The organism is Shimia sp., assembly GCF_039969785.1.
In the GTDB taxonomy this organism is placed as follows: domain Bacteria; phylum Pseudomonadota; class Alphaproteobacteria; order Rhodobacterales; family Rhodobacteraceae; genus Shimia.
Window position 1 is genome coordinate 142,397 of the sequence record NZ_JBDVNC010000017.1, and the last position, 24,286, is coordinate 166,682.

Here is a 24,286-nt window from a genome sequence, read left to right on the forward strand (position 1 = left end):
GGCCGTGATCGAGAGAATGTTCGGCAAGTTCAAAGATTGGCGCCGCCTTGCAACCCGCTACGACAGATGCCCAACCCTCTTTCTCTCAGTCATAGCGCTCGTAGCGACCGCGATATTTTAGTTATGAGTTCGGATGCTGGACATCTGGCTCTCTCCTAATCGTGATTGGCCGGTTTCTGCTAAACCCTTACCATAGTGACGGACCAAGGAGATCGTCATGAAGGCAATTACCCTCGCCACATTCGTTTTGGTGTCACTTATCAACGCCGCTTCTGCGCAAGACGCGAAGCGGGCGCTGATAAATGTCGAAGGCGATGTATATCGCTGGCAAAACAACGCTCACTTCGGTCTTGTTGTTTTTACTGACTCGGGTGTGGTCGTGGCCGATCCGATCAACGCAGCCGCGTCTTCCTGGCTTGAAGCTGAGATTGCCAAGAAGACCGACTTGCCGGTGACGCATTTGATCTACAGCCATTCGCACGCCGATCACGCGTCTGGTGGCGAAGTGTTTGAGGACACAGCCGAGATTGTCGCGCACCAGAATGCGCCCGATAAAATTGTGGGGGTTACTGTTGACCACCGGGTCGCGGATGAAGACAGCCTGACGGTTAGCAACAAAACATTTGAGTTCACATATTTGGGCGCTGGGCACGGGACTGACCTAATGGCGGTTGTCGTGCGTCCCGAAAACGTGGCGTTTGTCGTGGATGCTATGGCGCCTCGCCGATTGCCGTTCCGCGATATGCCAAACGCAAATATCGACGACTGGACCGATCAGGTACGCAAAGTCGGCTCACTGGACTTTGACATTCTTTCGCCCGGGCATGGCAACGTTGGCACCCATGAAAACGTGGCCGAGGTCGTGATATATATGGAAACTCTGCGGGCTGAGGTGCTGGCCGGTCTGCAAGCGGGCAAGTCAGTAGAAGAGCTGCAAGAAGAACTGACTTTTAATGAGTATTCGAGCTGGCTGGGCTTTGACTGGCGTGCTGCCAATATCGCCGGCGCGGCGCGCTCGTTGAACGAAAGCGGCGCACTCAACTGACGTCCGACTGCAGTTTCACGTTTTAAAGGATCAAACTCATGCGGTTATTACTCGCTTTGATTACCGCATGGACAGCGGGTGCTGCGGTCGCACAAGATTGCGGGCCTGATGCTCCGTGCGACATCGATGGTGGAAGTTACTACCTGAACCTGCCCGAAGGTGACGGCCCGCATCCCGTCCTGATCTGGTTTCATGGCGCAAACAGCAATGGGGGCTCCATTCACCGGAGCGGCGGTTTACAGCGTGATTTTCTTGATCAAGGCTATGCCTTGCTTGCCCCCAATGGGCAGACCCGGGCTGGCCGCAATCCAGAGCGTTTTTTCTTTCCGGGCCGCGACGGCTCGGGTCGCAATGATGTCGCCTTCACTTTCGCGGCGCTTGCCGATGCTGAATCACATGGAAACCTCGACACTTCCCGACTTTATGCCAGTGGGTTTTCGGCAGGAGGGTCCATGGCCTGGCTCCTGGCTTGCGAAGCAGGCGACAGATTGTCGGGAATGGTCAGCGTCGCCGGAGCTTTGCGCCAGCCAAACAGTACCGATTGCAGCGGCTTAGTAGACTTGCCGATCATGCAAGTACACGGATTTGCCGACGGGCAGGTCCCGTTGGAAGGTCGTGGGATACGCGATTGGCATCAGGGCAGCGTGTGGACCGCGCTAGAACGCGCACGAAATGCGAACGGATGTCACTCAAAACCAGACCAGATCGACATTGACGAAGACTTTAGAAGCCGTGTTTGGGACGTTTCCTGCACCCGAGCGCCAGTCCGAATTGATCTGCATGACGGCGGTCACGGCTTGCCACCGGGTTGGACGGGTCGTGCAAAGACGTTTCTGGAAAACGCTCATTCGTCATAGTTTTTGAAGAAAAAGCACCAAGCAAAAAGAAATGAAAACATAGCCGTTTGAAGCCGCAATAACGGATAGATCGGCGTGATCTTGATCGAGATCGCCCAAAGACCATTCACAAAATGGAGGTTTCCCATGAAGCTCAAAGTTCTGGCATTTGCGGCATCCGCCGTTTGCCTTGCTGTTGGCTCATCCGCGCAAGACGCCAACACCAGTTTTTTCATTACCAGCGTTAACCCTGGCAATGGCGGCAATTTGGGGGGCCTTGCAGGCGCTGATGCCCATTGCACTTCACTGGCCAAAGCCGCAGGGATCACCGGTAAGACATGGGCTGCCTATTTGTCGTCCAGCTCCGAAAACGCGCGTGACCGTATTGGCGCAGGGCCGTGGGCCAACGCGAAAGGCGTCGTCGTTGCGCAAAGCGTCGCGCAGTTGCACGACGCAGATGCCAACAATCTAACCAAGGTAACGTCCATCAGCGAAACAGGTGAAGTCATTAACGGCCGCGGCGATAGACCCAACCGACATGACATCCTGACCGGTTCAACCACAGAGGGCCTGTTTGTCGGCCCAGCCTGCGATGACTGGACCAGCGCGTCTTCTGATAGCTCTGCCATGGTTGGCCACCACGACCGAACAGGCGGCGGGTCTAATCCAACATCCTGGGGCACTGCGCACCCATCGCGCGGGTGTGGCCTTGAAAACCTGTGGCGAACGGGAGGCGACGGGCTGTTCTACTGCTTTGCGGTGAATTAAGTTCAGTATTTCTGTTCATCGCAGAATTTTTGCACGCCAAGACCCAGGATGTCGCAAATTCATGATCGGGCCAGCACACATCTTGCTGGCAGTTCCACCGCCAATATCAAGACGCGATCACACGGGTCGACAATGGCGGGCAATTCCATTGCTGTATTCACGTCAGACGCGGCCGCCTGAATGGGCTTCATGATGTTCTGGCCCCGGTGTAGCGGCAGATATTGCCCACCATCCCAAAGCGAACTTCCTCTTCGCAGGGGTTTGGATTTTCTTCCAAAAGCCTGATGGTGACCGACATGGCCTCAATCGTCGCCTTACAGGCGCCGCTATAAGAAGTTTCGCAACCGATATGAGACCCCACGATGCTTAGGCTTTAACGCAGCGTGTACATCAACAGCTCACATTGTTCGGCCAGAACAACGTCGTCTTCACGCGCCGTCAAAACTCCCTGTTAGAACCTCGCGAGCAACTACGTCACGCGCGCTATCCGGACCAGCAATCGTAAGAACCTCATCAAAACATAGCATCAATCTCGGCGTTCCGTTGGCTAGGTTTCCGCCTGCCATTTCGACATTGCGAACCTGCAGATCGGCAATTTGCAGAGATTGCAGATTGGTTGCGTCCGGTCCATGGGGCACTATCAACTAAACAGGGATTTACGACACTATCGTTTCGTCGCTTTTACCGTCTCTAGCGTGACCTGATCAATTTAATGAACATACCTTTATGAAACCAAATTTCACCATTCCAATATTCGAGGTTCACACGCTACATACTGAGCGCGCTTTGGTATTGCCCAGACTATGCCGTTGCTGAAAGGTATTATATAGGTATCTGTATGACAGATTTGGACAAATCCCTTGTTTTGGCTATCGATGGTGGCGGAACGCGTTGCCGAATTGCAATTGCGAACGGGGCAAAGCACCATATCGTCGAGGCTGGTTCTGCCAATGTCTCAACGGACTTCGACGCAGCAATCTCCTGCCTACAGGGGGGGCTACAAAAGCTCGCGATAGAATGTGATCTACCCGTACAGGCAATCTCAGCGCTTCCTGCCTTTGTTGGATTGGCCGGAGTCACCGGCCCAGAAATCGTCTCGCAACTGGACTCGGCGTTGCCTTTTTCAAATGCGCAATACGCTGATGACCGACATTCGGCATTGCGTGGTGCCTTGGGTAAAGATGACGGTGTTGTCGCACATTGCGGAACCGGATCGTTCTTTGCGGCCCAAACCGAAGGAAATGTTCGATTGAGTGGCGGATGGGGGTCCGTTTTGGGTGACGAGGCCTCGGCCCAGTGGGTAGGGCGCATGGCGTTGAACGTGACGCTTCAGCACGTTGACGGGTTTTTACCGTCGTCAGAGATTACTAAGTCGATATTGTCGCAATTTAAAGGCGCACCCGGAATTGTTGCTTTTGCCGGAACTGCAACTCCGGCCGAATTTGGATCGCTGGCGCCTATGGTAACATCGCTGGCTGAAAGCGGTGATCAAAACGCGGTGCAGGTCATGCGGAACGCGGCAGTCATTCTGGCGCTGAACCTAGAACAGATTGGATTTCAACGGGGTATGGCACTGTGTTTGACCGGCGGAATTGGTCCGCATTACGCGCCGTATTTGCCAAGCGTGATGCAACACGCCATTCAAAGCCCCAAGGCCAGCCCGCTGGAAGGCGCCATTGATCTTGCGCGGGACAGGCTAAAGGAAACCTGACATGGAAATTACCGGGTTTTTGTCGCCCAGACAGTGGCTAAGACACACGGCAGGCCCGCACTAAGTTCAATCGCGACGACGCCTATGACTTGTCACCGAGCCGCGACTGTCTCACAGAAAGGACACCAGATGCCCCAAGACCGCACCCAGTTGCGCCGGGATATTGTTGAAATTCCCGAGGCCGTCGAAAGGCTTTTGACACTTGGAGGGGACATCATCCGAAAGGTGGCGCGATCTGCCCGCAACGTCAATCCGCCGTTTCTTTTGTCGGTTGCACGCGGATCATCAGATCATGCCTGTACCTTTTTGAAATACGCAAGCGAGCTGGTTCTGCGCAAGCCTATGGCGTCGGCTGAGGTGCTTCATGGGCCTGTTTCGATTTTCGAACTGGGTTTCCCGGTCATTGGGTTTGCGGCAGGGGATGCTGCGGAATCTAGTCTGGCCGAAGTGGCGGACGCGTTGGCATCCAAAGGCGCGCGCGTTTTTGCCGCCACATCCAAAGTATCGCACGCAACTGTTTTGCCACATGTACGTACCGCACATTGGTTGACCGATCCAATTGCCACAATCATTTCGTTCTATGGAATGGTTGAGTCTGTGGCCTTGTCTCGGGGGATCGACCCTGATTTTCCACGGCATTTGAAAAAGGTGACAGAGACAGTATGACTAACAATGTGATCACCTATTTCGGCGGCCCCGTTTTTGACGGCACAGATTTGCACGACGCCCGCGCCGTGCAATTTCACGACGGCGTTTTTCACGCCCTTTTGCCGACCGGCACAGCGCACAACCCCGGCAGAGTGATCGACCTTGAGGGCGATATTTTGTCCGTTGGTTACGTGGATTTGCAGGTGAATGGCGGTGATGGGGTCATGTTCAACGATGATCCGTCGGTTGCAACGCTGCAACGGATCGCAGCAGCGCATCGTCGTTTGGGGGCGACGACCATTTTGCCCACGCTGATCACCGACACAGCCGACAAATCACGGCAGGCCATCAGTGCAACAATTGAGGCCATTCGAGCCGGGGTGCCAGGAATCGCTGGTTTACATTTGGAAGGGCCTCATTTGTCAGTGGCGCGCAAAGGCGCACATGACGCGGCGATGATACGCCCAATGGGTGCATCAGATGTCGAAATGCTGCTGGAAGCCAGGCAAAGGCTGCCCGTATTGAAGATGACGCTTGCCCCGGAAAGCGTAAGTTTGGCCCAGGTCGCAACGCTGACAGATGCGGGCATACTTGTTTCGCTTGGCCACACGGATGCGGATTTTGAAACCTGCCGCGAATACATAAAGGCCGGTGCGCGTTGTGCGACCCATTTGTTCAACGCAATGAGCCAGCTTGGCAATCGCGAACCCGGGCTTGTGGGTGCCGTTCTTGCGAGTGGTGGGGTATCTGCCGGTTTGATCGCGGATGGCATCCATGTGCATCACGAATCCATGAAAGCCGCATGGAAGGCCAAAACCGGGCCGGGTCAGTTTTTTCTGGTCAGTGATGCCATGGCAGTAGCGGGCACCGATCTGACCGAGTTTGAATTGGAAGGGCGGCGTATCACTCGTGATAACGGACGTCTAATTCTGGCAGATGGCACCCTTGCCGGGGCAGATCTGGATCTGACCACTGCCCTGCATCTGCTGCACACTAGGGTTGGGGTGCCACTTGTCGATGCTCTTGGCGCCGCGACGCGCTGTCCGGGCGAACTGATTGGGTTGTCACATGGTTTGATTAAGGGACAAACCCCGCTTTCGAATTGCATCAGAATTTCCCGGGATTTCTCGGGCGCTGTGCCGTTAAGCGGCATTTAGACCGCCGCGGTCTTAGGGTTTTTCGACTCTGTGCCGACCGTCCCTTGCCCTACGGCGCAAAAACCGATATCGCGCCTGCGATACACGCATGAGGGATACTGACATGTCCGCACCCAAAAAAGTTGTTCTGGCCTATTCCGGCGGCCTTGATACTTCGATCATCCTGAAATGGCTGCAAACCGAATATGACTGTGAAGTGGTGACATTCACCGCCGATCTGGGTCAAGGCGAAGAGCTTGAACCAGCCCGCCAAAAGGCCGAGCTGTTGGGGATCAAACCCGAAAACATCTTTATCGAAGATGTGCGCGAAGAGTTTGTGCGCGACTTTGTGTTCCCGATGTTTCGCGCCAACGCACAGTACGAAGGTCTTTACCTGCTGGGCACATCGATTGCCCGTCCGCTGATTTCAAAGCGTTTGATCGAAATTGCCGAAGAAACCGGTGCCGACGCTGTGGCGCACGGTGCGACCGGCAAAGGCAACGATCAGGTCCGGTTTGAACTGGCAGCATACGCGCTGAATCCGGATATCAAAGTGATTGCGCCATGGCGCGAATGGGATTTGACCTCTCGCACGCGTTTGCTGGACTTTGCTGAACAAAACCAGATCCCGATTGCCAAGGATAAACGCGGCGAAGCGCCATTCTCGGTGGATGCAAACCTGTTGCACACCTCGTCCGAAGGCAAGGTTCTGGAAGACCCTGCTGTTCAGGCGCCCGACTATGTTTTCCAGCGCACGGTTCATCCCGAAGATGCACCAGACACGCCGGAATTTATTGAGATCGGCTTTGAAAAAGGTGATCCCGTTTCGATCAACGGCGAGGCGATGAGCCCGGCCACGATGCTGACCGCGCTGAATGAATATGGCCGCAAGCACGGCATTGGCCGGCTTGATCTGGTCGAAGGCCGGTTTGTTGGAATGAAATCGCGCGGCATCTATGAAACGCCCGGCGGTACCATTCTGATCGAAGCCCATCGTGGCATCGAATCCATCACCATGGATCGCGGCGCGATGCACATGAAAGACCAGCTGATGCCGCAATATGCAGAGCTGATCTATAACGGTTTCTGGTATTCGCCCGAGCGTGAAATGCTGCAGGCCGCCATCGATCTGAGCCAGGAACACGTGACCGGTGTGACCCGTGTGAAACTGTACAAGGGCATGGCCACCACGGTTGGTCGCTGGTCGGATCACTCGCTTTATTCAGAAGAGCACGTCACTTTTGAAGAAGATGCGGGCGCTTATGACCAGAAGGACGCAGCCGGGTTTATTCAGTTGCAGGCCTTGCGTCTCAAGCTGATCGCGATGCGCAACAAGCGTGTCGGAAAGTAAGCGGAAGCCACGTCACCGTTGAGAGAATTGAGATGCTCGCCTAGTCACTAGGCGGGCATTTTTTGTGAGGTTGAACATGCTGGAGAAGGTTGTCGAACGGATGCAAACCGAGCTGGCGTCCAAAGCTTTTGACGGGTCGATGAAGTTTGACTGTGGTGGTGACGGGGTTGTTGTGCTGAGCAACGGCGTCGCGTCGATGCAGGATCAGGACACCGATTGCACGATCAAGATTAGCGCTGACAACCTTGTTAAGCTGCTGACAGGCAAGCTGAATCCCATGACCGGTGTGATGATGGGAAAGCTGAAAATCTCGGGCGACATGGGTGTCGCGATGAAGCTGGCGCAGTTGTTGAAATAGGGTGAGCCCGGCTCAGGCCAGCTTTGCAGTCAGCATTTTTTCATAAAGCGGCAAGGCATCGTTCAGAACAAGACGAAGTGGTTCAGGGACATCCGGCAATGGCCCCTCGGCCCCGGCAAAACCCGTCGAATTCCAGACTGCGCCATACCAGTGTTTCGCCCAAACACCGTCGCTGGAATGGCCGCCCTTGGACCATGTCAACATGTCGGTCAGATAGTCTATCCCAATGGAATCACACAGTTTATTCAACATGATTTCGGGGTTTTGACGAATGTCGTGGCTGTCGATCACAACCGGTGTTTGACCCCAGCTTTTGACCAGATCGAACAGCTCTGCCTGTTGGCGAAAGCCGATGTCGTCCAGCGTCGGATTTTCGCGTTTTGCCGCGTAGCTGGCGATCACCCGGGCCGGGTGGCGGATCAGGAACACGTTGACCGCTCCGCGCATCCAATCTCGCGGCACACCGGGAACCATGTGCTGGGTCATATGTTTTTGATAGAAATGCGTTTTTTGCTCTGGGTTGGCGCCTGAAAGCATCGCTGCCACATCATCTGGGTCTTGCGATTGGCTGGCAAGAATGTCGTCTCGCATTGGGTGATCCAGCCCGGTCAGTTTGAGATAGGCCGCATAAAAAGGTTCATCAACAACGGCGCAATCCGGGCGGTTGCCAAAGCTGTACATCATGGCCGTCGAGAGATTTCGCGGCCCGCTCCACATGGCGATTTTCAAGCGCAAATCTCCTGTCGGTATTACGTCGGTGTTGCGTCTGCAACGCGTAGGTGCGCCAGACGGGTTGAAGCGACGCTAGTGAATCTAAGACAGGTCGCCAAGCGGTAAAACGTATTCACCAAGCCGTGACATTTGATGTCGCCCCGTTGCGCTTGGACGCGCTAGGGCGCAGCGTGTTCTTAACGGAGTATGCAACATGTCAAAGTTTCAAAATCTCAAAAGTTTCGTTCTGTTCGCGCTGATCCTGATCGGAGCGGGCATACAGGGGCATCGCGCCCATGCCGCAGGAACCGAAACGCTTGTCGTCGCGGGCGGCTGTTTCTGGTGCGTTGAAAGCGATTTCGAAAGCGTGCCGGGCGTAAAATCGGCCGTATCCGGATATACAGGTGGCACAACAAAAAACCCAAGCTACAAGGATGTCACACGGGGCGGAACCGGACATTACGAAGCGGTCGAAATCAAGTTTGACCCCGGCAAGGTCAGCCGTGACCAAATTCTGAACATGTTTTTTCGGTCAGTTGATCCCACGGATGCTGGGGGCCAGTTTTGCGACCGCGGAGACAGCTATCGCACAGCTGTTTTTTTCTCCAATGACGCTCAGAAGCAAGCAGCAGACCGTGCCAAGAAAGAAGCCGAAGTTGCACTGAAACGCAAAGTGGTAACACCTGTCTTGCCTGCCAAAAAATTCTACAAAGCAGAGGCATATCATCAGGATTACTACAAGGGCACCAAGATTGTGTTGACCCGGTTTGGTCCCAAGAAACAATCTTCGGCATATAAGCGGTATCGCGAGGCGTGTGGGCGCGACAAGCGCGTGAAGCAGCTTTGGGGAAATGCCGCGCCGTTTGTCGGGCATTGACTCCCCAAGGTTTCAGAACCGGGTTTCAGTTACATCCTTAAGATCGGGAATAACGTCTGCCGTGCCTGCACGCGTCACCATGATCGCAGCAGCGCGGCTGGCCAGTGTGATGGCCTGTTCCATAGATAATCCCCTGTCACGGGCTGCCAGGACATAGCCCGTGAATGTATCCCCGGCGCCGGTGGTATCGATCGGCGTGACGGGGAACGCGGGGAAATCACGCGATGCCCCATCGTGCAACCACCGTGCACCCTTTGACCCCAGTGTGATAATGACGTCACGCACGCCAAGATCCGAGGGGTTCTTGCCTGTCGCTTGCGCCAGTTGCTGCGCCTCAACTTCATTCAGAATCAGGAAATCAAGCAACGGTAGAACAGCCGCGGTGGCCTCTGCGTCAAAGGGTGCGGCGGCGTAGGCGATGAACAGGCCAAGTTTTCGCGCAATGTCAGCCGCTTCGCGTTGATGTGATGTTTCATTTTGCATCAATAGCGTGTCGCCGGGTGAAGCCTCGGTCAACGCGGCAGTGAGAGCTTGGTGTGGAATCGCGTGATTGGCACCTTGAAACAGCACAATCGCGTTTTCGCCGTTGTTATCCACATTGATGATTGCATGCCCGGTTGGCGTGCCCGGCAATGTCGCGATATGGCGCGTATCGACGCCAAATTCTGTCAAACGCTGAACCGCCCATGTGCCATCTGTTCCGACAGCGCCGATATGAACGGCATGCGCACCGGCCCGGGCGCTGGCAACAGACATGTTGGCACCTTTTCCACCAAGGCCCCGGGACAATTCGTTTGCGGACAGCGTTTCCCCCGGCCCGGGCAGGTGCGGCACACGGTAAACATGGTCCGCATTGATCGATCCGAGGTTGTAAATGGCCATACTGGAGTCCTTGTATTGGTCAGGTTCAGTCGAGCAAATCAAATCCGCCTTGTCCATGCCAGATCGACGCGTTTTCGGGTTTTCGCCGGGGTCGCAAGTTTGATAGACCTTGAGGCCAATCACCTTGGGGGTTGATCCGTTGAGTGCAGGCAAATCTGGCGTCACGCCAATGATGGCGCAATTTCTGGAGATCAAAGCGCAATATCCAAATGCGTTGTTGTTCTACCGGATGGGCGATTTTTACGAGATGTTCTTTGACGACGCGATCGCGGCGGCTGAAGCGCTGGATATCGCGTTGACCAAACGCGGCAAACACGAAGGGGCGGAAATTCCAATGTGTGGCGTGCCGCATCACGCCGCCGAGGGATATTTTCTGACCCTTATCCGCAAAGGGTTTCGCGTCGCCGTTTGTGAACAAATGGAAAGCCCCGCCGAAGCGAAAAAGCGCGGTTACAAGGCGGTTGTGCGCCGCGAAGTTGTGCGACTTGTCACGCCCGGCACGCTGACCGAAGACTCACTGTTGGATGCAAGGCGGCACAATTTTCTGGCCGCATACGGTGTTGTGCGCGATGAAGCTGCCTTGGCCTGGGCGGATATTTCGACCGGTGCATTGTTTGTTATGCCAATCCCTCCGGTCCGGTTGGGGCCGGAATTGGCTCGATTGGCACCTTCTGAGCTTTTGGTGGCTGAAGGATCAGAGACAGAATTGGCTGAAATAGTCTCTGATATGGGCGTGCCAATGACGCCGATGTCACGTGGATCATTTGATTCCAGCCATGCCGAAAAACGTGTTGCAGCAGTCTTTAAGACAACGTCGCTTGAGGCATTTGGCACGTTTTGCCGCGCTGAAACCGGCGCGTTGGGCGCAATTGTTGATTATCTGGACCTGACGCAAAAGGGCAAGCTGCCTCTGCTTCAACCCCCGGTGCGACAGGCCGCTGCGTCTGTCATGCAAATTGATGCCGCCACACGTCGCAATCTTGAGCTGACACATGCGTTGTCCGGGGGGCGAAGCGGGTCGCTTTTGTCTGTGATCGACCGGACATTGACGGCAGGTGGCGCGCGGCTGTTGGAACAGCGGTTATCCTCACCTTCTATTCAATTAGAGACTGTTCATGCCCGATTGGACGCGGTTTCGTATTTTTCTGAGCATCGTTCCGTGGCGCGTGATCTGCGGGATATGTTGCGCAAGGTACCCGATATGGACCGGGCATTGTCGCGCCTGTCGTTGGATCGTGGCGGCCCGCGTGATCTGGCCGCGATCAGAAATGCGTTGGGCCAGGCTCAGGAAATCGCGACGAGCGCCTATCCGGATACAATTCCGAAGGTCGTCGGAAATGCTTTGGCCGCGTTGGAAGGGCATGATCATCTTTTGACGCTGTTGGAACAGGCGCTGATCGCTGAGCCACCGCTATTGGCCCGGGAAGGTGGGTTCATTGCGCCGGGATATAACGCAGAACTGGACGAAAGCCGCACATTGCGGGACGAAGGGCGTGGTGTGATTGCTGGTATGCAGGCGCAATACGCGCAGCAAACCGGTGTCTCTTCGCTGAAAATCAAGCACAACAATGTTTTGGGGTACTTTATCGAAACAACGGCGAAACATGCCGACGTGATGATGTCCGCGCCGTTGTCTGAAACTTATATCCATCGTCAGACCACAGCCAATCAGGTGCGATTCACCACGGTCGAGTTGAGCGAGCTTGAAACGCGCATTCTGAACGCTGGAAATCACGCGCTGGAGATTGAAAAGCGGCTCTATGACAGCCTGAAAGGCGCTGTCTTAAACGTGTCCGGGCAGATCGCGACAGCGGCCAGAGCGTTGGCAGAAATTGATTTGGGCTGCGCATTGGCCGAGCTGGCGATTGGGGAAAGCTGGTGCCGCCCGGATGTGAATGACAGTAAAGATTTTTCGATCCAAGGCGGGAGACATCCAGTCGTTGAAGCCGCGCTGAAACAGACGGGTGAGCCGTTTGTGGGCAATGACTGTGATCTGTCAGGTGCGGATCAAGCCAGTATTTGGCTGTTAACTGGTCCAAACATGGCGGGTAAATCGACGTTTTTACGGCAAAACGCATTGATCGCCTTGTTGGCGCAGATGGGCAGCTTTGTTCCGGCATCCTCGGCTCGTATCGGGTTGGTCAGCCAGCTGTTCAGCCGGGTTGGCGCATCTGACGATCTGGCGCGGGGTCGGTCGACATTCATGGTGGAAATGGTCGAAACCGCCGCCATTTTGAATCAGGCAGATGACCGTGCATTGGTCATTCTGGATGAAATCGGACGTGGAACGGCGACTTATGATGGGTTGTCGATTGCCTGGGCGACGCTTGAACATCTGCATGACATGAACAAATCACGCGCGCTTTTTGCGACGCATTATCACGAGATGACGCAACTGGCTGGCAAGCTGAGCGGCGTTGCCAATGCGACCGTGACCGTGCGCGAATGGGAAGGTGAGGTCATTTTCCTGCATGAAGTAAAGCAGGGCGCAGCGGATCGGTCTTATGGCGTTCAGGTCGCACAGCTGGCCGGATTGCCGAAAGTGGTTGTCGAACGTGCCCGCGTGGTGCTGGAGGCCCTGGAAAAGGGCGAACGTGAAGGGCCGGCGCACAAGGCGTTGATTGACGATTTGCCGTTGTTTGCAGCCAGCCCTGCGCCCGTTGTGGCTGTGAAACCGGAGCCAAATCTGCTGGAACAGAGACTAGATGATATTCATCCAGATGCTCTTACACCACGAGAGGCGTTGGATTTGCTTTACGAACTGAAAGATCTATCAGGATAACTTTACCAGCTTCCAGACGCCCCTCCTCCGGATGAAGAGCCACCGCCAAACGAACTGGACGACGAGGAACTGGAAGATGATTTCTTGGGGATTGTGCGCGTTGCGCTCCAGGTATTGTGGCAGTGGTGGCATTGATAATCGATGCGCTTAAGACCGGTAGAGCTGGTCGTGGCAGATGTAATAATTGTCGTGTCGCCCTCAACTGTTCGAAAGCCGCAAGAGCGACATGCCCCATATTGAGAAAACCATGCGCGGTAGCCCTCTACGGTTTGATGGTCGCATTTTGGGCATTCCCAGACGTCATAATCAACGCTTTTAAGGCGTTCTTCGGTGATTTGCCCCTGTTGTAGGTGGCTGTCTTCCCATTGTTCGGAAAGGCGCGTCATCCTGGCACCGTCCGTTGGACAGATCCGAGGTTTGTTGCGCTGCCAGCGTCGGTACAGTTGCGCCGGTATTGCCAGAAGCGGCGCGAGGATCAGGAGGAGCCATTCGCCAAGCGCGTCGATCCCGCGTTTGATCTTGGCCAAGAATTTCTGAAACCCGTTCATCCCCTGTTCACCCGGCAGCGAACCAGTCAGGTTGAGGATGACGGCCGTTACGCCATCCTGGATGCCGCGCACATAGTCATCATCGCGAAACCGGGGCAGAATTTCGTCATCGATGATGGCTTTCATCGGCGCATCCTTGGACGACGCATAGCCGGAACCAACCTCAATCCGCATTTTTCGATCAAAACGAGAGACCAGCATCAACACGCCGTCGTTTCGCGTCGCGTCGCCGACGCCCCAATAATTGAAAAGCCCCGTCGCGAAGGGTTCGATCGCGCCATTGTGATCGAAGTCAGACATTAGGGGGATCGTCACAACCGTGAATTCGATACCGCTTTCTGTACGAAGCCGTTCAAGTTTGGTGCGAATGCCCTGCTCTTCTTCGTCGTTCAGAAGGTCCGCAAAATCGTTAACAAAGAGTTCCTGATAATCCGGATAGGTCTGGCCCTGAACCACCGTTGCGGTTGCGAGAAAAACCACGGTCAGAATTCTGAGAAATGCGCGCAAGAAAAAGCCTCCGTCAATGACAGAGGCTTTCTAACATTTTTGTCAGGGGCTGTTTAGCCGGGGTTTGACGAAACGCCGACTTTGGCTGGCCGCAACAGGCGGTCATGCAACATAAAGCCTTCGGCAGATATCTGAATGATTTCACCTGCCTTGGTGCCCGGCAAGGGGGCTTCGAACATCGCTTCGTGCATTTTCGGGTCGAATTTGTCACCGACTTCGGGCGAGACCATGTCGATGCCGTGCTTGGAGAACGTGTTCAAAAGCTCGCGCATTGTCAGCTCGAGGCCCTCGATCAGAGCGGCTGAGGATGCTTTTTGTTCCTCAGTGATCGATTCAACGGCACGTTTCATGTTGTCAAACACAGGCAACATGTCGCGTGCCAGCTTGGAACCGCCATATTGCTCTGCTTCGCGCCGGGCGCGTTCGCCGCGTTTGCGGGAATTTTCTGCATCCGCAAGGGCGCGCATCCAACGGTCTTTCATTTGATCCCGTTCGGCACGCAATTCATCAAGCTCGACTGCCTCGTCTGCCAGATCATCAAGACTCTGCGCATATTCTTCGGCTTCGGCTTCTTCAATATCGTCCAGAAACTCGTTTTCTTTCGGCTCTGCCATTTCTCACCTCTAACCCCGGTCAGATATCAGTTTTCCGACCAGCTGTGCCGTGTAATCCACAATCGGCACGATACGACCATAGTTCAGGCGCTTGGGTCCGATGACCCCAACAGCGCCCACAATCTTTCGATCAGCGTTCATATAAGGAGACACGACCAAAGAGGAACCCGAAAGTGAAAAAAGTTTGTTCTCAGAGCCAATAAAAATGCGCACACCGTCGCCCTGTTCGGCAAGATCCAAAAATTCAGCGATGTCGCGCTTGCGTTCCAGATCATCAAACAGCGTGCGGATGCGTTCGAGGTCCAGTTCCTCTTCCTCGGTTCCCAGAAGATTCGCCCTGCCCCGGACAATCAAACGTTCGTTTTGGTCCCCTTCGTTGGCCCAAAGCGCCATGCCATTTTCCACCAGATCGCGCGCCAGACTGTCGATTTCCTGACGGCGGTTTTTGATTTCCTCGCGCACTGCCAAATGCAACTCGGACAAGGTACGACCTTCGGCAACGGCATTAAGGAAATTGGCGGCTTCACGCATCGAGCTTGGCGTTTGGCCGGGCGGCGGTGTGAAGATCCGGTTCTCGACGTGACCGTCGGCAAAAACCAGAACCACAAGAGCGCTGTCCTGGCCCAGGCTGACAAATTCGATGTGTTTGATCGGAGCTTCATGTTTCGGTGTCAGAACAAGGGATGCGCTGTGGGTTACGCCAGAAAGCGCCGTGCTGATCCGGTCCAGCATGGTGCCGACGTCGCCCGAATTGTTGCCTAACGTCGCGTCAATTTTGGACTGATCGTCCTGATCAAGATCATCGATTTCTAAAATGCCATCCACAAACATCCGCAAGCCCAATTGGGTCGGAATGCGGCCTGCAGAAACGTGCGGGCTGTCCAGAAGGCCCAAATATTCAAGGTCCTGCATCACATTGCGCACGGTTGCGGCGCTGACCTTTTCGCTGAGCGTGCGGGTCAACGTGCGCGAGCCAACCGGGTCGCCGGTATTAAGATACCCTTCGACCACCTGGCGAAACACCTCGCGCGAGCGGTCGTTCAGGTCTTCGAGGAGTTTTGAGCTGTTTGTCATGTCTGTGTCTTCCCAATGCCATTAAAGGCCGTGAGCGGCAAAGGTCAATCGGGGTTGCGCAGCCCCTGCCCGCCCGAGTATGCCCTTGCCTAAATAGTTATGAGGAAATCTGCCATGCGCCCGTCCGGAAGACAGTTGAATGAAATGCGGTCGGTCTCGATCGAAGCCGGCGTTACCAAACACGCCGAAGGATCGTGCCTGATCAAAATGGGCGATACGCATGTGCTTTGCACCGCGACAATCGAAGATCGGGTGCCCCCGTTTATCAAGGGCTCTGGGCTGGGCTGGGTGACTGCGGAATACGGAATGCTGCCGCGCTCGACCACCTCTCGCATGCGACGCGAGGCAACGGCAGGCAAACAAGGCGGACGTACCGTTGAAATTCAGCGTTTGATCGGGCGGTCGCTGCGCGCAGGTGTTGATCGCGTTGCCCTGGGCGAACGTCAGATCACCGTAGACTGCGACGTTATCCAAGCTGATGGCGGAACACGTTGTGCATCGATCACCGGTGGGTGGGTTGCGCTGAAGCTGGCCGTGAACAAGCTGATGAAAACAGGTGTTGTGATTTCCGATCCGCTTGTGTCGCCAGTCGCCGCTGTATCTTGCGGTATTTACGCTGGTCAGCCGGTTTTGGATCTGGATTACCCGGAGGATTCCGAAGCGGGTGTGGATGGCAACTTTATCATGTTGGCCAACAAACAACTGATCGAAGTTCAGATGAGCGCCGAAGGGTCCACCTATTCCCGCGATCAGATGAACCAACTGCTTGATCTGGCAGAAAAAGGCGTCGATGAGCTGGTCGCGGCCCAGTTGGCTGCGGTGGCATGACCCGCAAATTCCGAGACGATACGCTTTTGGTTGCGACCCACAACAAGGGCAAGCTGGAAGAAGTTTCGCACCTCCTTGCGCCATTTGGCGTCAAGGTGGTGGGAGCTGCCGAAATGGACTTGCCCGAGCCGGAAGAAACAGAAGACACCTTTGTCGGAAACGCCCGGATCAAAGCTCATGCCGCAGCCAAAGCGACAGGTTTGCCGGCGCTGTCGGATGATAGCGGTATCACAATTGACGGTTTAAACGGTGCGCCCGGAGTTTATACCGCCGATTGGGCTGAAACCGGAAATGGCCGTGATTTTCTGATGGCCATGACACGTGCACATGACGAATTGATTGCTGCAAACACAGCAAGACCATGGTTGGCCCAGTTCCGCAGCACTTTGGTTCTGGCCTGGCCAGACGGTCATGACGAAGTTTTCGAAGGCACGGCGCCCGGGCATCTTGTCTGGCCCATCCGTGGAAAAGACGGATTTGGCTATGATCCGATGTTCGTTCCAGAAGGCCATGATGTGACATTTGCCGAAATGGATCGTTGGGAAAAGAACAAGATCAGCCACCGCGGCCTTGCTGTCGCGCAGTTTGTAGCAGGCTGTTTTGGCTGAAGACTGGCAAAACGGGGGCTTTGGCCTTTATATCCACTGGCCGTTCTGTCAGGCCAAATGTCCCTATTGCGATTTTAACAGTCATGTTGCCCCAAAAATCGACCAATTAAGGTGGTTTAGGGCCTATATCTCCGAACTGGACCGGGTCGCGGAAGAGACCAAGGGTCGCGTTCTGAGTTCCATCTTCTTTGGTGGCGGAACGCCCAGTTTGATGGACCCGGACATTGTTGCCGGGATACTGGACCACGTTCGAACACTGTGGCCTTCTGCAAATGAACTGGAAATAACGTTAGAGGCCAATCCCGGTTCCGTTGAAGCCGGACGGTTTGCCGCGTATCGCGATGGCGGCGTTAATCGCATTTCAATGGGTATTCAGGCCCTGAATGATCGCGACCTGCAACGTCTTGGGCGCATTCACACGGTCGCAGAGGGCCGCAAAGCTTTTGAAATTGCCAGAACTACATTTGATCGGGTCAGTTTTGATCTGATTTATGCGCGCCAGGACCAAACTTTGCATGACTGGAAGACTGAGCTGACCGAAGCGTTGGCAATGTCGATTGATCATTTGTCATTGTACCAGCTGACAATCGAAACCGGCACCGCTTTTGGGGATCGCTATGCGCGCGGAAAGCTACGCGGGTTGCCGGAAGATGATTTAGCCGCAGACATGTACGAAATGACCCAGGACATGTGCGCAAAGGCCGGTAGATTGCCGTATGAAGTGTCAAATTACGCAGAAACAGGGTCTGAGTCACGCCACAACCTGATTTATTGGCGTTATGGAGATTACGCTGGCATCGGCCCCGGAGCTCATGCGCGGTTAACCATCAACGGAAACCGGCTGGCCATTGAAAATTGGCGAAACCCCACCAAATGGTTAGACATGGCAGAGGCCGGAAATGGTGAGTCCGTGCGCGACGCGGTTGACCTGGAAGGACAGGCCGCTGAATTTTTGTTGATGGGGTTGCGGTTGAGCGAAGGTGTTGATCTTGGACGCTATCAATCTCTGGCGGGTCGTGAAATGTCGGGTAACAGGGTTGACGCTTTGCTTGAGCTTGGACTTATTAGCATTGATAATCAAAGACTTAAGGTACAGCCTTCGGGGAGAATGGTGTTGAATTCTGTTTTGACCGAGCTGTTGTTGGATTAAATGCGGTTTATCTGGGCCAGTTTGGGAATTTTGTGTGTTGGTCTTGCCGCTATAGGTGTGATCCTGCCGCTTTTGCCAACCGTCCCGTTTCTATTGTTGGCCGCGTTCTTTTTTGCGCGATCTTCTGAACGGATGCATAATTGGTTGTTGTCCCACCCAACTCTTGGACCGCCCATTGAAGATTGGCAATCCCGCGGCGCCATTGGCCCGGCCGCAAAAAGGATTGCAACCGTGTCGATTTTGCTGGTGTTTGGTGTGTCGTTGGCGCTTTCACTTAAAACCACAGTCCTGATCATTCAGGCCGTGGTTTTAAGCTGTGTTCTGATCTTTATCTGGACGCGCCCTAGCGGTTAGCCGAGAGAATTCGGCACAGCTCATCAAGGTCGTCCAGCGAAGTGTATTGAATCGTTAGTTGCCCGCTTTCGCCGCCGACTTTGTGATCTACTTCGACCTTCATGCCCAAATTGGCAGACAAATCACCCTCAAGCGCAACCGTGTCGGCATCTTTCTTAACCTTCACCTGTTTGGGACGTGGTTCTGGCGTGGGACTTACTGATTTCTTAACCAGAGCTTCAGTTTGACGTACAGACAGGGCGCCCTTGAGCACCTTTTTCGCCAACTCGGACGCATTTTCCGTGGTGATCAACGCCCTTGCGTGACCCGCTGTCAGATCCCCGCGCTTCAGCATGTCTTGTACATCATCAGGCAACTGCAAAAGGCGCATCAAGTTGGCGATATGGCTGCGGCTTTTTCCCAAAGCCTCGGACAAGCGCTCTTGGGTATGACCAAACTTGTCCATCAGCTGGCGATAACCCATCGCTTCTTCTACTGGATTCAGGTCCGCGCGTTGAATGTTCTCGATAATGGCGATCTCAAGGACTTCGGTATCGTCATATTCACGCACAATGACGGGCAGTTTATGCAATTGCGCCATTTGCGAGGCCCGCCACCGGCGTTCGCCTGCGACGATCTCAAACGTGTTTTCATCCCGTTTTCGAACAATGAGCGGCTGAATAACGCCTTTTTCGCGGATTGAATTAGCCAGATCATCCAGTTGGTCCTGCGTAAATTCTCGACGCGGCTGATCCGGGTTTGGGACAATTTTCTCAATTGGGACGTAGATATCTGCCCGTTGCGATGCGTCGACGTCATTTTGAACCTGATCATCGGTGACGTCCGCCATAAGTGCGCTTAGCCCGCGCCCCAATCCGCGTGTTTTTTTCTTATCTGCCATGGTTTGCCTTTCTTACGCGGCGGTTCTTAAGTTCTTTGCCACCAATTCCTTTGCCAACGTGCGATACGCCTCAGCCCCTTTTGACGCAGGATCATAGTCGAGAACCGGCTGAGCAAATGAAGGCGCCTCAGATACCCGCACATTTCGGGGGATTTTGGTGTCAAACACCAGTTCACCCAAATTATCGCGCGCATCCTGTTCGACCTGCTGGGAAAGATTGTTGCGCGCGTCATACATCGTCAACACCACACCTTCGATCCGCAAGCCGGCATTTGCCGATTGCCGAACCTCGCGTACTGTCAGCATCAGTTGCGACAGGCCTTCCAACGCAAAGAACTCGCTTTGAAGCGGAATAAGCACGGAATGTGCTGCAATCATCGCGTTGACGGTCAATAGGTTGAGCGACGGTGGGCAATCTATCAGTATGAAATCCCAGTTGAATTTGTCCATCGCGGGCTGGCGCAATGCGTCGTGCAACAGAAAGCTTCGTTTTTCATTGGCAATCAATTCAATGTCAGCTGAACTAAGGTCAACCGTCGCCGGAATAATTGACATACCGTCTTTTTCTGTCGGCAGAATAACATCGTCCAAAGACGCGTCATCCAACAACAAATCATAAGTCGTATATTCGCGGGCATCCATTTCGATGCCCAACCCGGTTGACGCGTTTCCCTGAGGGTCAAGATCGACAACAAGCACGCGACTGCCTTGTTCGGTCAAAGCCGCAGCCAAATTGATCGCCGTTGTGGTTTTTCCGACACCGCCTTTTTGGTTTGCGATTGCGATTATTTTTGGCCCTTTGGGGCGCGTGGGATCAGACACGACTGATATCTCCGACCTTTAAAACGACTGCTTCGGGTTCTGTAATGCTTTGTATCACTTCAAGATCGAAAGACCACGCCTGCTGTGCGGCCTCAACCTCTTTCTGCCAATTCGCGCCTTTTGGAAGTAGTGCGGTACCGTTTTTGCTCAAATGGCGTTCAGCAAAACCAAAAAGCGTGCTGAGATCAGCCAGGGCCCTTGCGGACAAGATATCGGCCTCTTGTGGGTGCGCCTTTTCGATACGTTCAGACAGTATAGTTGCGGAAACACCGGTTTCTCTCAGCACTGTGCGTAAAAATGCGCATTTTCTTTGATCGCTTTCGATCATTGTCACTGCGCCAGAAGCGTTTGATTCTGCGGCCATAATTGCAACTACCACACCAGGGAAACCGCCGCCGCTACCTAGATCGACCCAATGAACAAAGGGCCCTGTCGCCAAGTTGTAGATCTGTGCTGAATCGAGGACATGGCGAGACCAAAGCGTGTTAAGAGTAGACTTTGAAACCAAATTGATCCGTGGATTCCATTTGGTCAGCAGATCGGCAAGAATTCGCAGGCGCTCTTTTGTTTCACGTGAAACATTCAGATCCTGCATGACCTGTTCAGATTCCAACATTACGCTGACTTCTCGCGTTTGGCCTGCCGAAGCTTCGCCAATAACAGCGTTAAGCCTGCTGGTGTCATTCCATCAACACGCCCCGCTTGGGCAATATTTCCCGGACGTGCGTGCCCAAGTTTCGTCTTGAGCTCGTTGGAAAGTCCGACGACTGAAGAGTAGTCGAAACCCTCTGGTATTTTTTGGTTTTCGTCGCGCCGGATCATTTCCACATCCCGCATTTGACGGTCGATATAATTTGCGTACAACGCATCCCGTTCTAACTGCAGGCGAACTTCGTGGTCTACAGACTGAAACTGTTCGTCGAGAGGCAAGATTTCCCGAAAGCCAACATCCGGAAATGCCAGTATTTGAAAGGCAGAACGGCGATTACCATCCTGATTTACGGCTATTCCGGCGGCTTTTAGCTGTTTCGGCGTAAAAATTGCCTCATCCAAAAGCGCTTTTCCTGATGCCAGACGGTCGCGTTTGTCCAGAAAGACATCCCGACGCGCTGAACCAACAAGCCCAAGCTCTATACCAATTGGGGTCAGTCGTTGATCAGCATTGTCGGCACGCAAGGACAGCCGGAATTCTGCACGGGAAGTGAACATGCGATAGGGTTCAGTCACGCCTCTGGTGATCAGATCGTCGACCATTACACCTATATAGCTATCTGATCGGCTAAAATGATGGGGCTCTTTGCCTTGCGCGGTCAAAGCGGCGTTCAACCCTGCCACCAATCCCTGAGCCGCTGCTTCTTCATAGCCCGTCGTGCCATTTATTTGACCCGCGAGGTAAAGGCCGGGCACGGTTTTGAGCCGCAAAGACGCATCCAGGGCGCGCGGGTCGACATAATCATATTCGATAGCGTATCCCGGCTGGCGAATCTCGACTGATTCCAATCCGAAAATGGATCTTACATAGGATTCCTGCACATCCACTGGCAGGGATGTTGAGATGCCGTTTGGATAAACCGTGTCATCGGATAACCCTTCGGGTTCAAGAAATATCTGATGAGAGGTTTTATCGGCAAACCGAACAATTTTGTCTTCTATAGAAGGACAATATCTCGGCCCGACGCCTTCGATGTGCCCCCCGTACATGGCAGACCGGCTTAAGTTTTCCCGGATAATGTCGTGCGTGTGTTCGTTCGTATGCGTAATTCCGCAGGAAATCTGCCTGGCAAATGGGACCTTGTTCAGAAATGAGAACATTGTTGGGTCCACATCGCCGGGTTGTGCTTCAAGCACATCCCAATTGATCGTCTTGCCATTCAGGCGCGGTGGAGTTCCTGTCTTTAAACGGCCAAGGGGCAAATTGAAGCCATCAATACGCTCAGCCAACTTGATGGAAGGGTCATCCCCCATGCGTCCGCCCGGTTTGGAAACATCGCCAATATGTATGACTCCGCGCAAAAATGTGCCGGTGGTCAACACGACTGCTATGGCCGGAATTTCGGTACCGTCCGCCAAGACAACGCCTGTAACGGCCCCAGAAGTCATAATGAAGTCAGCAACTTCGCCTTCAATCACGGTGAGGTTTTCTGTTTTAAGAACCTCAGCAAGCATCGATTCGCGATAGATGGCGCGGTCTGCTTGCGTGCGTGGGCCTTGGACTGCTGGTCCTTTTCGACGATTTAGCAGTCTAAACTGAATACCGGCCTGATCCGCCACACGCCCCATAAGACCATCAAGCGCATCAATTTCCCGAACGAGATGGCCTTTTCCAAGGCCGCCAATGGCAGGGTTGCAAGACATAACGCCGATACCGGACTTCTTGAGCGTGACAAGCGCGGTATTCGCACCCATGCGCGCCGCCGCATGCGCTGCATCTGCGCCCGCGTGACCACCACCAACAACAATAACTTCAAAATGTTTCACGTGAAACACTCCTCACTTGCCAATGCAGAAGCTCGAAAAGATTTCATCCAATAGGTTTTCGACATCTACGCGACCAACAATCGAATCCAAAGCCCGAATCGCACTGCGCAACTCTTCTGCGGTAATTTCGTAATGATCTGGTCCAAGCGCCAAAACCTGATCCGCAGCTTCAAGATTATCCCTTGCACGGATCATTGCAAAGCGATGACGTTCTCGGGTGGCAATACCTGAGCGGCCCGCCCGTTCGGACAGCACCGATGTTATCCGTTGCACCAGCGCGCTAACACCCTGCCCTGTAACCCCGGAAACTGAGTTTTCGGTAACATCAACCTCATCCGCCTTGGCCGTGAGGAGGATGTCATTATCCCGCAACTCGAATTCTGGAGCCTTGCCATGTTCCACCAGGAAGACACACAAGTCGGCTGCGTCGGCTCTTTCACGCGCGCGGGCAATTCCAATACCTTCGACATGGTCTTCAGTTTCTCGCAAGCCAGCGGTGTCCAGCAACGTTACAGGAAGACCGTTCAGGTCCATACGTACTTCGATAACATCGCGCGTCGTGCCAGCGTATTCAGACGTAATAGCGGCCTCCCGGCCGGCTAAAGCATTCAAAAGTGTGGATTTTCCAACATTTGGTGCGCCGAGAATGGCCACTTCAAATCCAGTCCGGATGCGTTCTGCCGTCTCAACGCCCGAGATTTCCGTCAGCAATTCGCTGCGCACAGATCCAAGCAATTCGCGCACTTCTGGCGACACATCGACGGGCACTTCTTCGTCAGCGAAATCAATTGTCGCCTCTAACAGTGCGGCAGCACGGATCAAACGCGTACGCCAACCATCTGCCAATCCACCCAGATCCCCCGACAGAACTCGCAAGGCCTGACGTCTCTGGGCTTCGGTTTCCGCCTCGATCAGATCGGAAAGGCCTTCGACCTGTGCAAGGTCAAGACATCCATTTTCGAGAGCGCGGCGGGTGAATTCACCAGGTTCGGCAAGCCGCAAACCCGAAATCGAAGACAATTCGCGCAGAACTGCGTTCACAACGGCAACAGAGCCGTGCAAATGCAGCTCGATCACTTCTTCACCGGTAAAGCTGTTTTGCTCAGGAAAAAAGAGAACGAGGGCTTGATCGAGCGCCCCGCCTTTCTGGTCTTTCAGGGATCGCAATGTCGCGACACGCGGCTCTGGCAACTTGCCAAAAAGCGCGCACCCAGCCTGCGCGGCCAAAGATCCGGATATACGAACGACAGCGACCCCCGCTTTACCGGGGGCCGTTGCCAAGGCGAAAATTGTTTCCGGCACATAGGCCATCGCACAA

Annotated in this window: 25 protein-coding genes and 1 pseudogene; 16 read left to right on the forward strand and 10 right to left on the reverse strand. The window is 54.3% G+C overall.

Annotated elements, in window-relative coordinates; genetic code table 11:
- Positions 1-7: 7 nt before the first annotated feature.
- The 10 genes and pseudogenes from ABJI08_RS08840 to ABJI08_RS08885 form a co-directional block, all read left to right on the forward strand.
- Positions 8-121: pseudogene (locus ABJI08_RS08840) on the forward strand (transposase); the annotation flags it as partial.
- Positions 122-217: 96 nt separating this feature from the next.
- Positions 218-1,045, forward strand: coding sequence for an MBL fold metallo-hydrolase (locus ABJI08_RS08845; protein WP_348401462.1), 828 nt, complete (start codon positions 218-220; stop codon positions 1,043-1,045).
- Positions 1,046-1,083: 38 nt separating this feature from the next.
- Complete coding sequence (locus ABJI08_RS08850; protein WP_348401463.1) at positions 1,084-1,902, forward strand: dienelactone hydrolase family protein; 819 nt, start codon at positions 1,084-1,086, stop codon at positions 1,900-1,902.
- A 126-nt stretch (positions 1,903-2,028) separates the two neighbouring features.
- The gene (locus ABJI08_RS08855) at positions 2,029-2,649 is read left to right on the forward strand and encodes a hypothetical protein (protein ID WP_348401464.1); all 621 of its coding nucleotides are present in this window, start codon (positions 2,029-2,031) and stop codon (positions 2,647-2,649) included.
- Positions 2,650-2,697: 48 nt separating this feature from the next.
- Positions 2,698-2,829, forward strand: a complete 132-nt coding sequence (locus tag ABJI08_RS08860; protein WP_348401465.1) for a hypothetical protein — start codon at positions 2,698-2,700, stop codon at positions 2,827-2,829.
- 658 nt (positions 2,830-3,487) lie between these two features.
- Positions 3,488-4,360 (forward strand): BadF/BadG/BcrA/BcrD ATPase family protein, encoded by an 873-nt coding sequence (locus tag ABJI08_RS08865; protein WP_348401466.1) that lies wholly within the window; start codon positions 3,488-3,490, stop codon positions 4,358-4,360.
- A 129-nt stretch (positions 4,361-4,489) separates the two neighbouring features.
- Complete coding sequence (locus ABJI08_RS08870; protein WP_348401467.1) at positions 4,490-5,026, forward strand: hypothetical protein; 537 nt, start codon at positions 4,490-4,492, stop codon at positions 5,024-5,026.
- A complete protein-coding gene (gene nagA / locus ABJI08_RS08875) occupies positions 5,023-6,165 on the forward strand; it encodes an N-acetylglucosamine-6-phosphate deacetylase (RefSeq protein WP_348401468.1) in 1,143 nt (380 codons plus the stop codon). The genes ABJI08_RS08870 and nagA overlap by 4 nt, the downstream gene beginning before the upstream one ends.
- A 103-nt stretch (positions 6,166-6,268) precedes the next feature.
- On the forward strand, positions 6,269-7,495 hold the full coding sequence (locus tag ABJI08_RS08880) for an argininosuccinate synthase (protein ID WP_348401469.1): 1,227 nt from the start codon (positions 6,269-6,271) through the stop codon (positions 7,493-7,495).
- 76 nt (positions 7,496-7,571) lie between these two features.
- Positions 7,572-7,853 (forward strand): SCP2 sterol-binding domain-containing protein, encoded by a 282-nt coding sequence (locus ABJI08_RS08885; protein WP_348401470.1) that lies wholly within the window; start codon positions 7,572-7,574, stop codon positions 7,851-7,853.
- 12 nt (positions 7,854-7,865) lie between these two features.
- Here the strand turns inward: ABJI08_RS08885 and ABJI08_RS08890 are convergent, their stop codons facing one another.
- Entirely contained in the window at positions 7,866-8,582 is a 717-nt protein-coding gene (locus ABJI08_RS08890) for an HAD family hydrolase (protein ID WP_348401471.1), read from the reverse strand.
- Positions 8,583-8,778: 196 nt separating this feature from the next.
- Here ABJI08_RS08890 and msrA point away from each other — a divergent pair, with 196 nt between their 5' ends.
- Positions 8,779-9,441: a peptide-methionine (S)-S-oxide reductase MsrA gene (msrA, locus tag ABJI08_RS08895; protein WP_348401472.1), complete on the forward strand. Its 663-nt coding sequence runs from the start codon at positions 8,779-8,781 to the stop codon at positions 9,439-9,441.
- Between the two features lie 12 nt (positions 9,442-9,453).
- On the opposite strand, the gene ABJI08_RS08900 is transcribed toward msrA, so the two are convergent.
- Positions 9,454-10,323, reverse strand: coding sequence for a ribokinase (locus ABJI08_RS08900; RefSeq protein WP_348401567.1), 870 nt, complete (start codon positions 10,321-10,323; stop codon positions 9,454-9,456).
- A 169-nt stretch (positions 10,324-10,492) separates the two neighbouring features.
- Between ABJI08_RS08900 and mutS the strand changes: the two genes are divergently transcribed.
- Positions 10,493-13,105, forward strand: coding sequence for a DNA mismatch repair protein MutS (gene mutS, locus ABJI08_RS08905; RefSeq protein WP_348401568.1), 2,613 nt, complete (start codon positions 10,493-10,495; stop codon positions 13,103-13,105).
- Between the two features lie 2 nt (positions 13,106-13,107).
- Here the strand turns inward: mutS and ABJI08_RS08910 are convergent, their stop codons facing one another.
- The 3 genes from ABJI08_RS08910 to hrcA are packed head-to-tail and all read right to left on the reverse strand — an operon-like array spanning position 13,108 to position 15,848.
- The gene (locus ABJI08_RS08910) at positions 13,108-14,160 is read right to left on the reverse strand and encodes a TPM domain-containing protein (RefSeq protein ID WP_348401473.1); all 1,053 of its coding nucleotides are present in this window, start codon (positions 14,158-14,160) and stop codon (positions 13,108-13,110) included.
- 53 nt (positions 14,161-14,213) lie between these two features.
- Positions 14,214-14,774 (reverse strand): nucleotide exchange factor GrpE, encoded by a 561-nt coding sequence (locus ABJI08_RS08915; RefSeq protein ID WP_348401474.1) that lies wholly within the window; start codon positions 14,772-14,774, stop codon positions 14,214-14,216.
- Positions 14,775-14,783: 9 nt separating this feature from the next.
- The gene (gene hrcA, locus ABJI08_RS08920) at positions 14,784-15,848 is read right to left on the reverse strand and encodes a heat-inducible transcriptional repressor HrcA (RefSeq protein WP_348401475.1); all 1,065 of its coding nucleotides are present in this window, start codon (positions 15,846-15,848) and stop codon (positions 14,784-14,786) included.
- Positions 15,849-15,962: 114 nt separating this feature from the next.
- Between hrcA and rph the strand changes: the two genes are divergently transcribed.
- From rph to ABJI08_RS08940, 4 genes are read left to right on the forward strand one after another with little or no spacing between them, the layout of a single operon-like run.
- Positions 15,963-16,676 (forward strand): ribonuclease PH, encoded by a 714-nt coding sequence (gene rph / locus ABJI08_RS08925; protein ID WP_348401476.1) that lies wholly within the window; start codon positions 15,963-15,965, stop codon positions 16,674-16,676.
- Complete coding sequence (gene rdgB, locus ABJI08_RS08930; protein WP_348401477.1) at positions 16,673-17,284, forward strand: RdgB/HAM1 family non-canonical purine NTP pyrophosphatase; 612 nt, start codon at positions 16,673-16,675, stop codon at positions 17,282-17,284. Before rph ends, rdgB begins: the two co-directional genes overlap by 4 nt.
- On the forward strand, positions 17,277-18,434 hold the full coding sequence (gene hemW, locus ABJI08_RS08935) for a radical SAM family heme chaperone HemW (protein WP_348401478.1): 1,158 nt from the start codon (positions 17,277-17,279) through the stop codon (positions 18,432-18,434). The genes rdgB and hemW overlap by 8 nt, the downstream gene beginning before the upstream one ends.
- Complete coding sequence (locus ABJI08_RS08940; RefSeq protein ID WP_348401479.1) at positions 18,435-18,788, forward strand: YbaN family protein; 354 nt, start codon at positions 18,435-18,437, stop codon at positions 18,786-18,788.
- On the opposite strand, the gene ABJI08_RS08945 is transcribed toward ABJI08_RS08940, so the two are convergent.
- The 5 genes from ABJI08_RS08945 to mnmE are packed head-to-tail and all read right to left on the reverse strand — an operon-like array spanning position 18,778 to position 24,279.
- Positions 18,778-19,668 carry a ParB/RepB/Spo0J family partition protein gene (locus ABJI08_RS08945; RefSeq protein ID WP_348401480.1) on the reverse strand — a complete coding sequence of 297 codons (891 nt, stop codon included), beginning with the start codon at positions 19,666-19,668 and terminating at the stop codon, positions 18,778-18,780. The two genes, ABJI08_RS08940 and ABJI08_RS08945, sit on opposite strands and share 11 nt — an antisense overlap.
- A gap of 12 nt (positions 19,669-19,680) precedes the next feature.
- Positions 19,681-20,490 carry a ParA family protein gene (locus ABJI08_RS08950; protein WP_348401481.1) on the reverse strand — a complete coding sequence of 270 codons (810 nt, stop codon included), beginning with the start codon at positions 20,488-20,490 and terminating at the stop codon, positions 19,681-19,683.
- Positions 20,483-21,106, reverse strand: a complete 624-nt coding sequence (gene rsmG / locus ABJI08_RS08955) for a 16S rRNA (guanine(527)-N(7))-methyltransferase RsmG (RefSeq protein WP_348401482.1) — start codon at positions 21,104-21,106, stop codon at positions 20,483-20,485. Before rsmG ends, ABJI08_RS08950 begins: the two co-directional genes overlap by 8 nt.
- On the reverse strand, positions 21,106-22,968 hold the full coding sequence (gene mnmG / locus ABJI08_RS08960) for a tRNA uridine-5-carboxymethylaminomethyl(34) synthesis enzyme MnmG (RefSeq protein ID WP_348401483.1): 1,863 nt from the start codon (positions 22,966-22,968) through the stop codon (positions 21,106-21,108). The genes rsmG and mnmG overlap by 1 nt, the downstream gene beginning before the upstream one ends.
- A 12-nt stretch (positions 22,969-22,980) precedes the next feature.
- Complete coding sequence (gene mnmE / locus ABJI08_RS08965; protein WP_348401484.1) at positions 22,981-24,279, reverse strand: tRNA uridine-5-carboxymethylaminomethyl(34) synthesis GTPase MnmE; 1,299 nt, start codon at positions 24,277-24,279, stop codon at positions 22,981-22,983.
- Positions 24,280-24,286 lie beyond the last annotated feature (7 nt).

Excerpts from the sequence above, each read along its gene's own strand:
- ABJI08_RS08845 (WP_348401462.1), top strand. The coding sequence starts at position 218 with ATGAAGGCAATTACCCTCGCCACATTCGTTTTGGTGTCACTTATCAAC.
- ABJI08_RS08850 (WP_348401463.1), top strand. The coding sequence starts at position 1,084 with ATGCGGTTATTACTCGCTTTGATTACCGCATGGACAGCGGGTGCTGCG.
- ABJI08_RS08855 (WP_348401464.1), top strand. The coding sequence starts at position 2,029 with ATGAAGCTCAAAGTTCTGGCATTTGCGGCATCCGCCGTTTGCCTTGCT.
- ABJI08_RS08860 (WP_348401465.1), top strand. The coding sequence starts at position 2,698 with ATGTCGCAAATTCATGATCGGGCCAGCACACATCTTGCTGGCAGTTCC.
- ABJI08_RS08865 (WP_348401466.1), top strand. The coding sequence starts at position 3,488 with ATGACAGATTTGGACAAATCCCTTGTTTTGGCTATCGATGGTGGCGGA.
- ABJI08_RS08870 (WP_348401467.1), top strand. The coding sequence starts at position 4,490 with ATGCCCCAAGACCGCACCCAGTTGCGCCGGGATATTGTTGAAATTCCC.
- nagA (WP_348401468.1), top strand. The coding sequence starts at position 5,023 with ATGACTAACAATGTGATCACCTATTTCGGCGGCCCCGTTTTTGACGGC.
- ABJI08_RS08880 (WP_348401469.1), top strand. The coding sequence starts at position 6,269 with ATGTCCGCACCCAAAAAAGTTGTTCTGGCCTATTCCGGCGGCCTTGAT.
- ABJI08_RS08885 (WP_348401470.1), top strand. The coding sequence starts at position 7,572 with ATGCTGGAGAAGGTTGTCGAACGGATGCAAACCGAGCTGGCGTCCAAA.
- msrA (WP_348401472.1), top strand. The coding sequence starts at position 8,779 with ATGTCAAAGTTTCAAAATCTCAAAAGTTTCGTTCTGTTCGCGCTGATC.
- ABJI08_RS08900 (WP_348401567.1), bottom strand. The coding sequence starts at position 10,323 with ATGGCCATTTACAACCTCGGATCGATCAATGCGGACCATGTTTACCGT.
- mutS (WP_348401568.1), top strand. The coding sequence starts at position 10,493 with ATGATGGCGCAATTTCTGGAGATCAAAGCGCAATATCCAAATGCGTTG.
- ABJI08_RS08915 (WP_348401474.1), bottom strand. The coding sequence starts at position 14,774 with ATGGCAGAGCCGAAAGAAAACGAGTTTCTGGACGATATTGAAGAAGCC.
- hrcA (WP_348401475.1), bottom strand. The coding sequence starts at position 15,848 with ATGACAAACAGCTCAAAACTCCTCGAAGACCTGAACGACCGCTCGCGC.
- rph (WP_348401476.1), top strand. The coding sequence starts at position 15,963 with ATGCGCCCGTCCGGAAGACAGTTGAATGAAATGCGGTCGGTCTCGATC.
- rdgB (WP_348401477.1), top strand. The coding sequence starts at position 16,673 with ATGACCCGCAAATTCCGAGACGATACGCTTTTGGTTGCGACCCACAAC.
- ABJI08_RS08940 (WP_348401479.1), top strand. The coding sequence starts at position 18,435 with ATGCGGTTTATCTGGGCCAGTTTGGGAATTTTGTGTGTTGGTCTTGCC.
- ABJI08_RS08945 (WP_348401480.1), bottom strand. The coding sequence starts at position 19,668 with ATGGCAGATAAGAAAAAAACACGCGGATTGGGGCGCGGGCTAAGCGCA.
- rsmG (WP_348401482.1), bottom strand. The coding sequence starts at position 21,106 with ATGTTGGAATCTGAACAGGTCATGCAGGATCTGAATGTTTCACGTGAA.
- mnmE (WP_348401484.1), bottom strand. The coding sequence starts at position 24,279 with ATGGCCTATGTGCCGGAAACAATTTTCGCCTTGGCAACGGCCCCCGGT.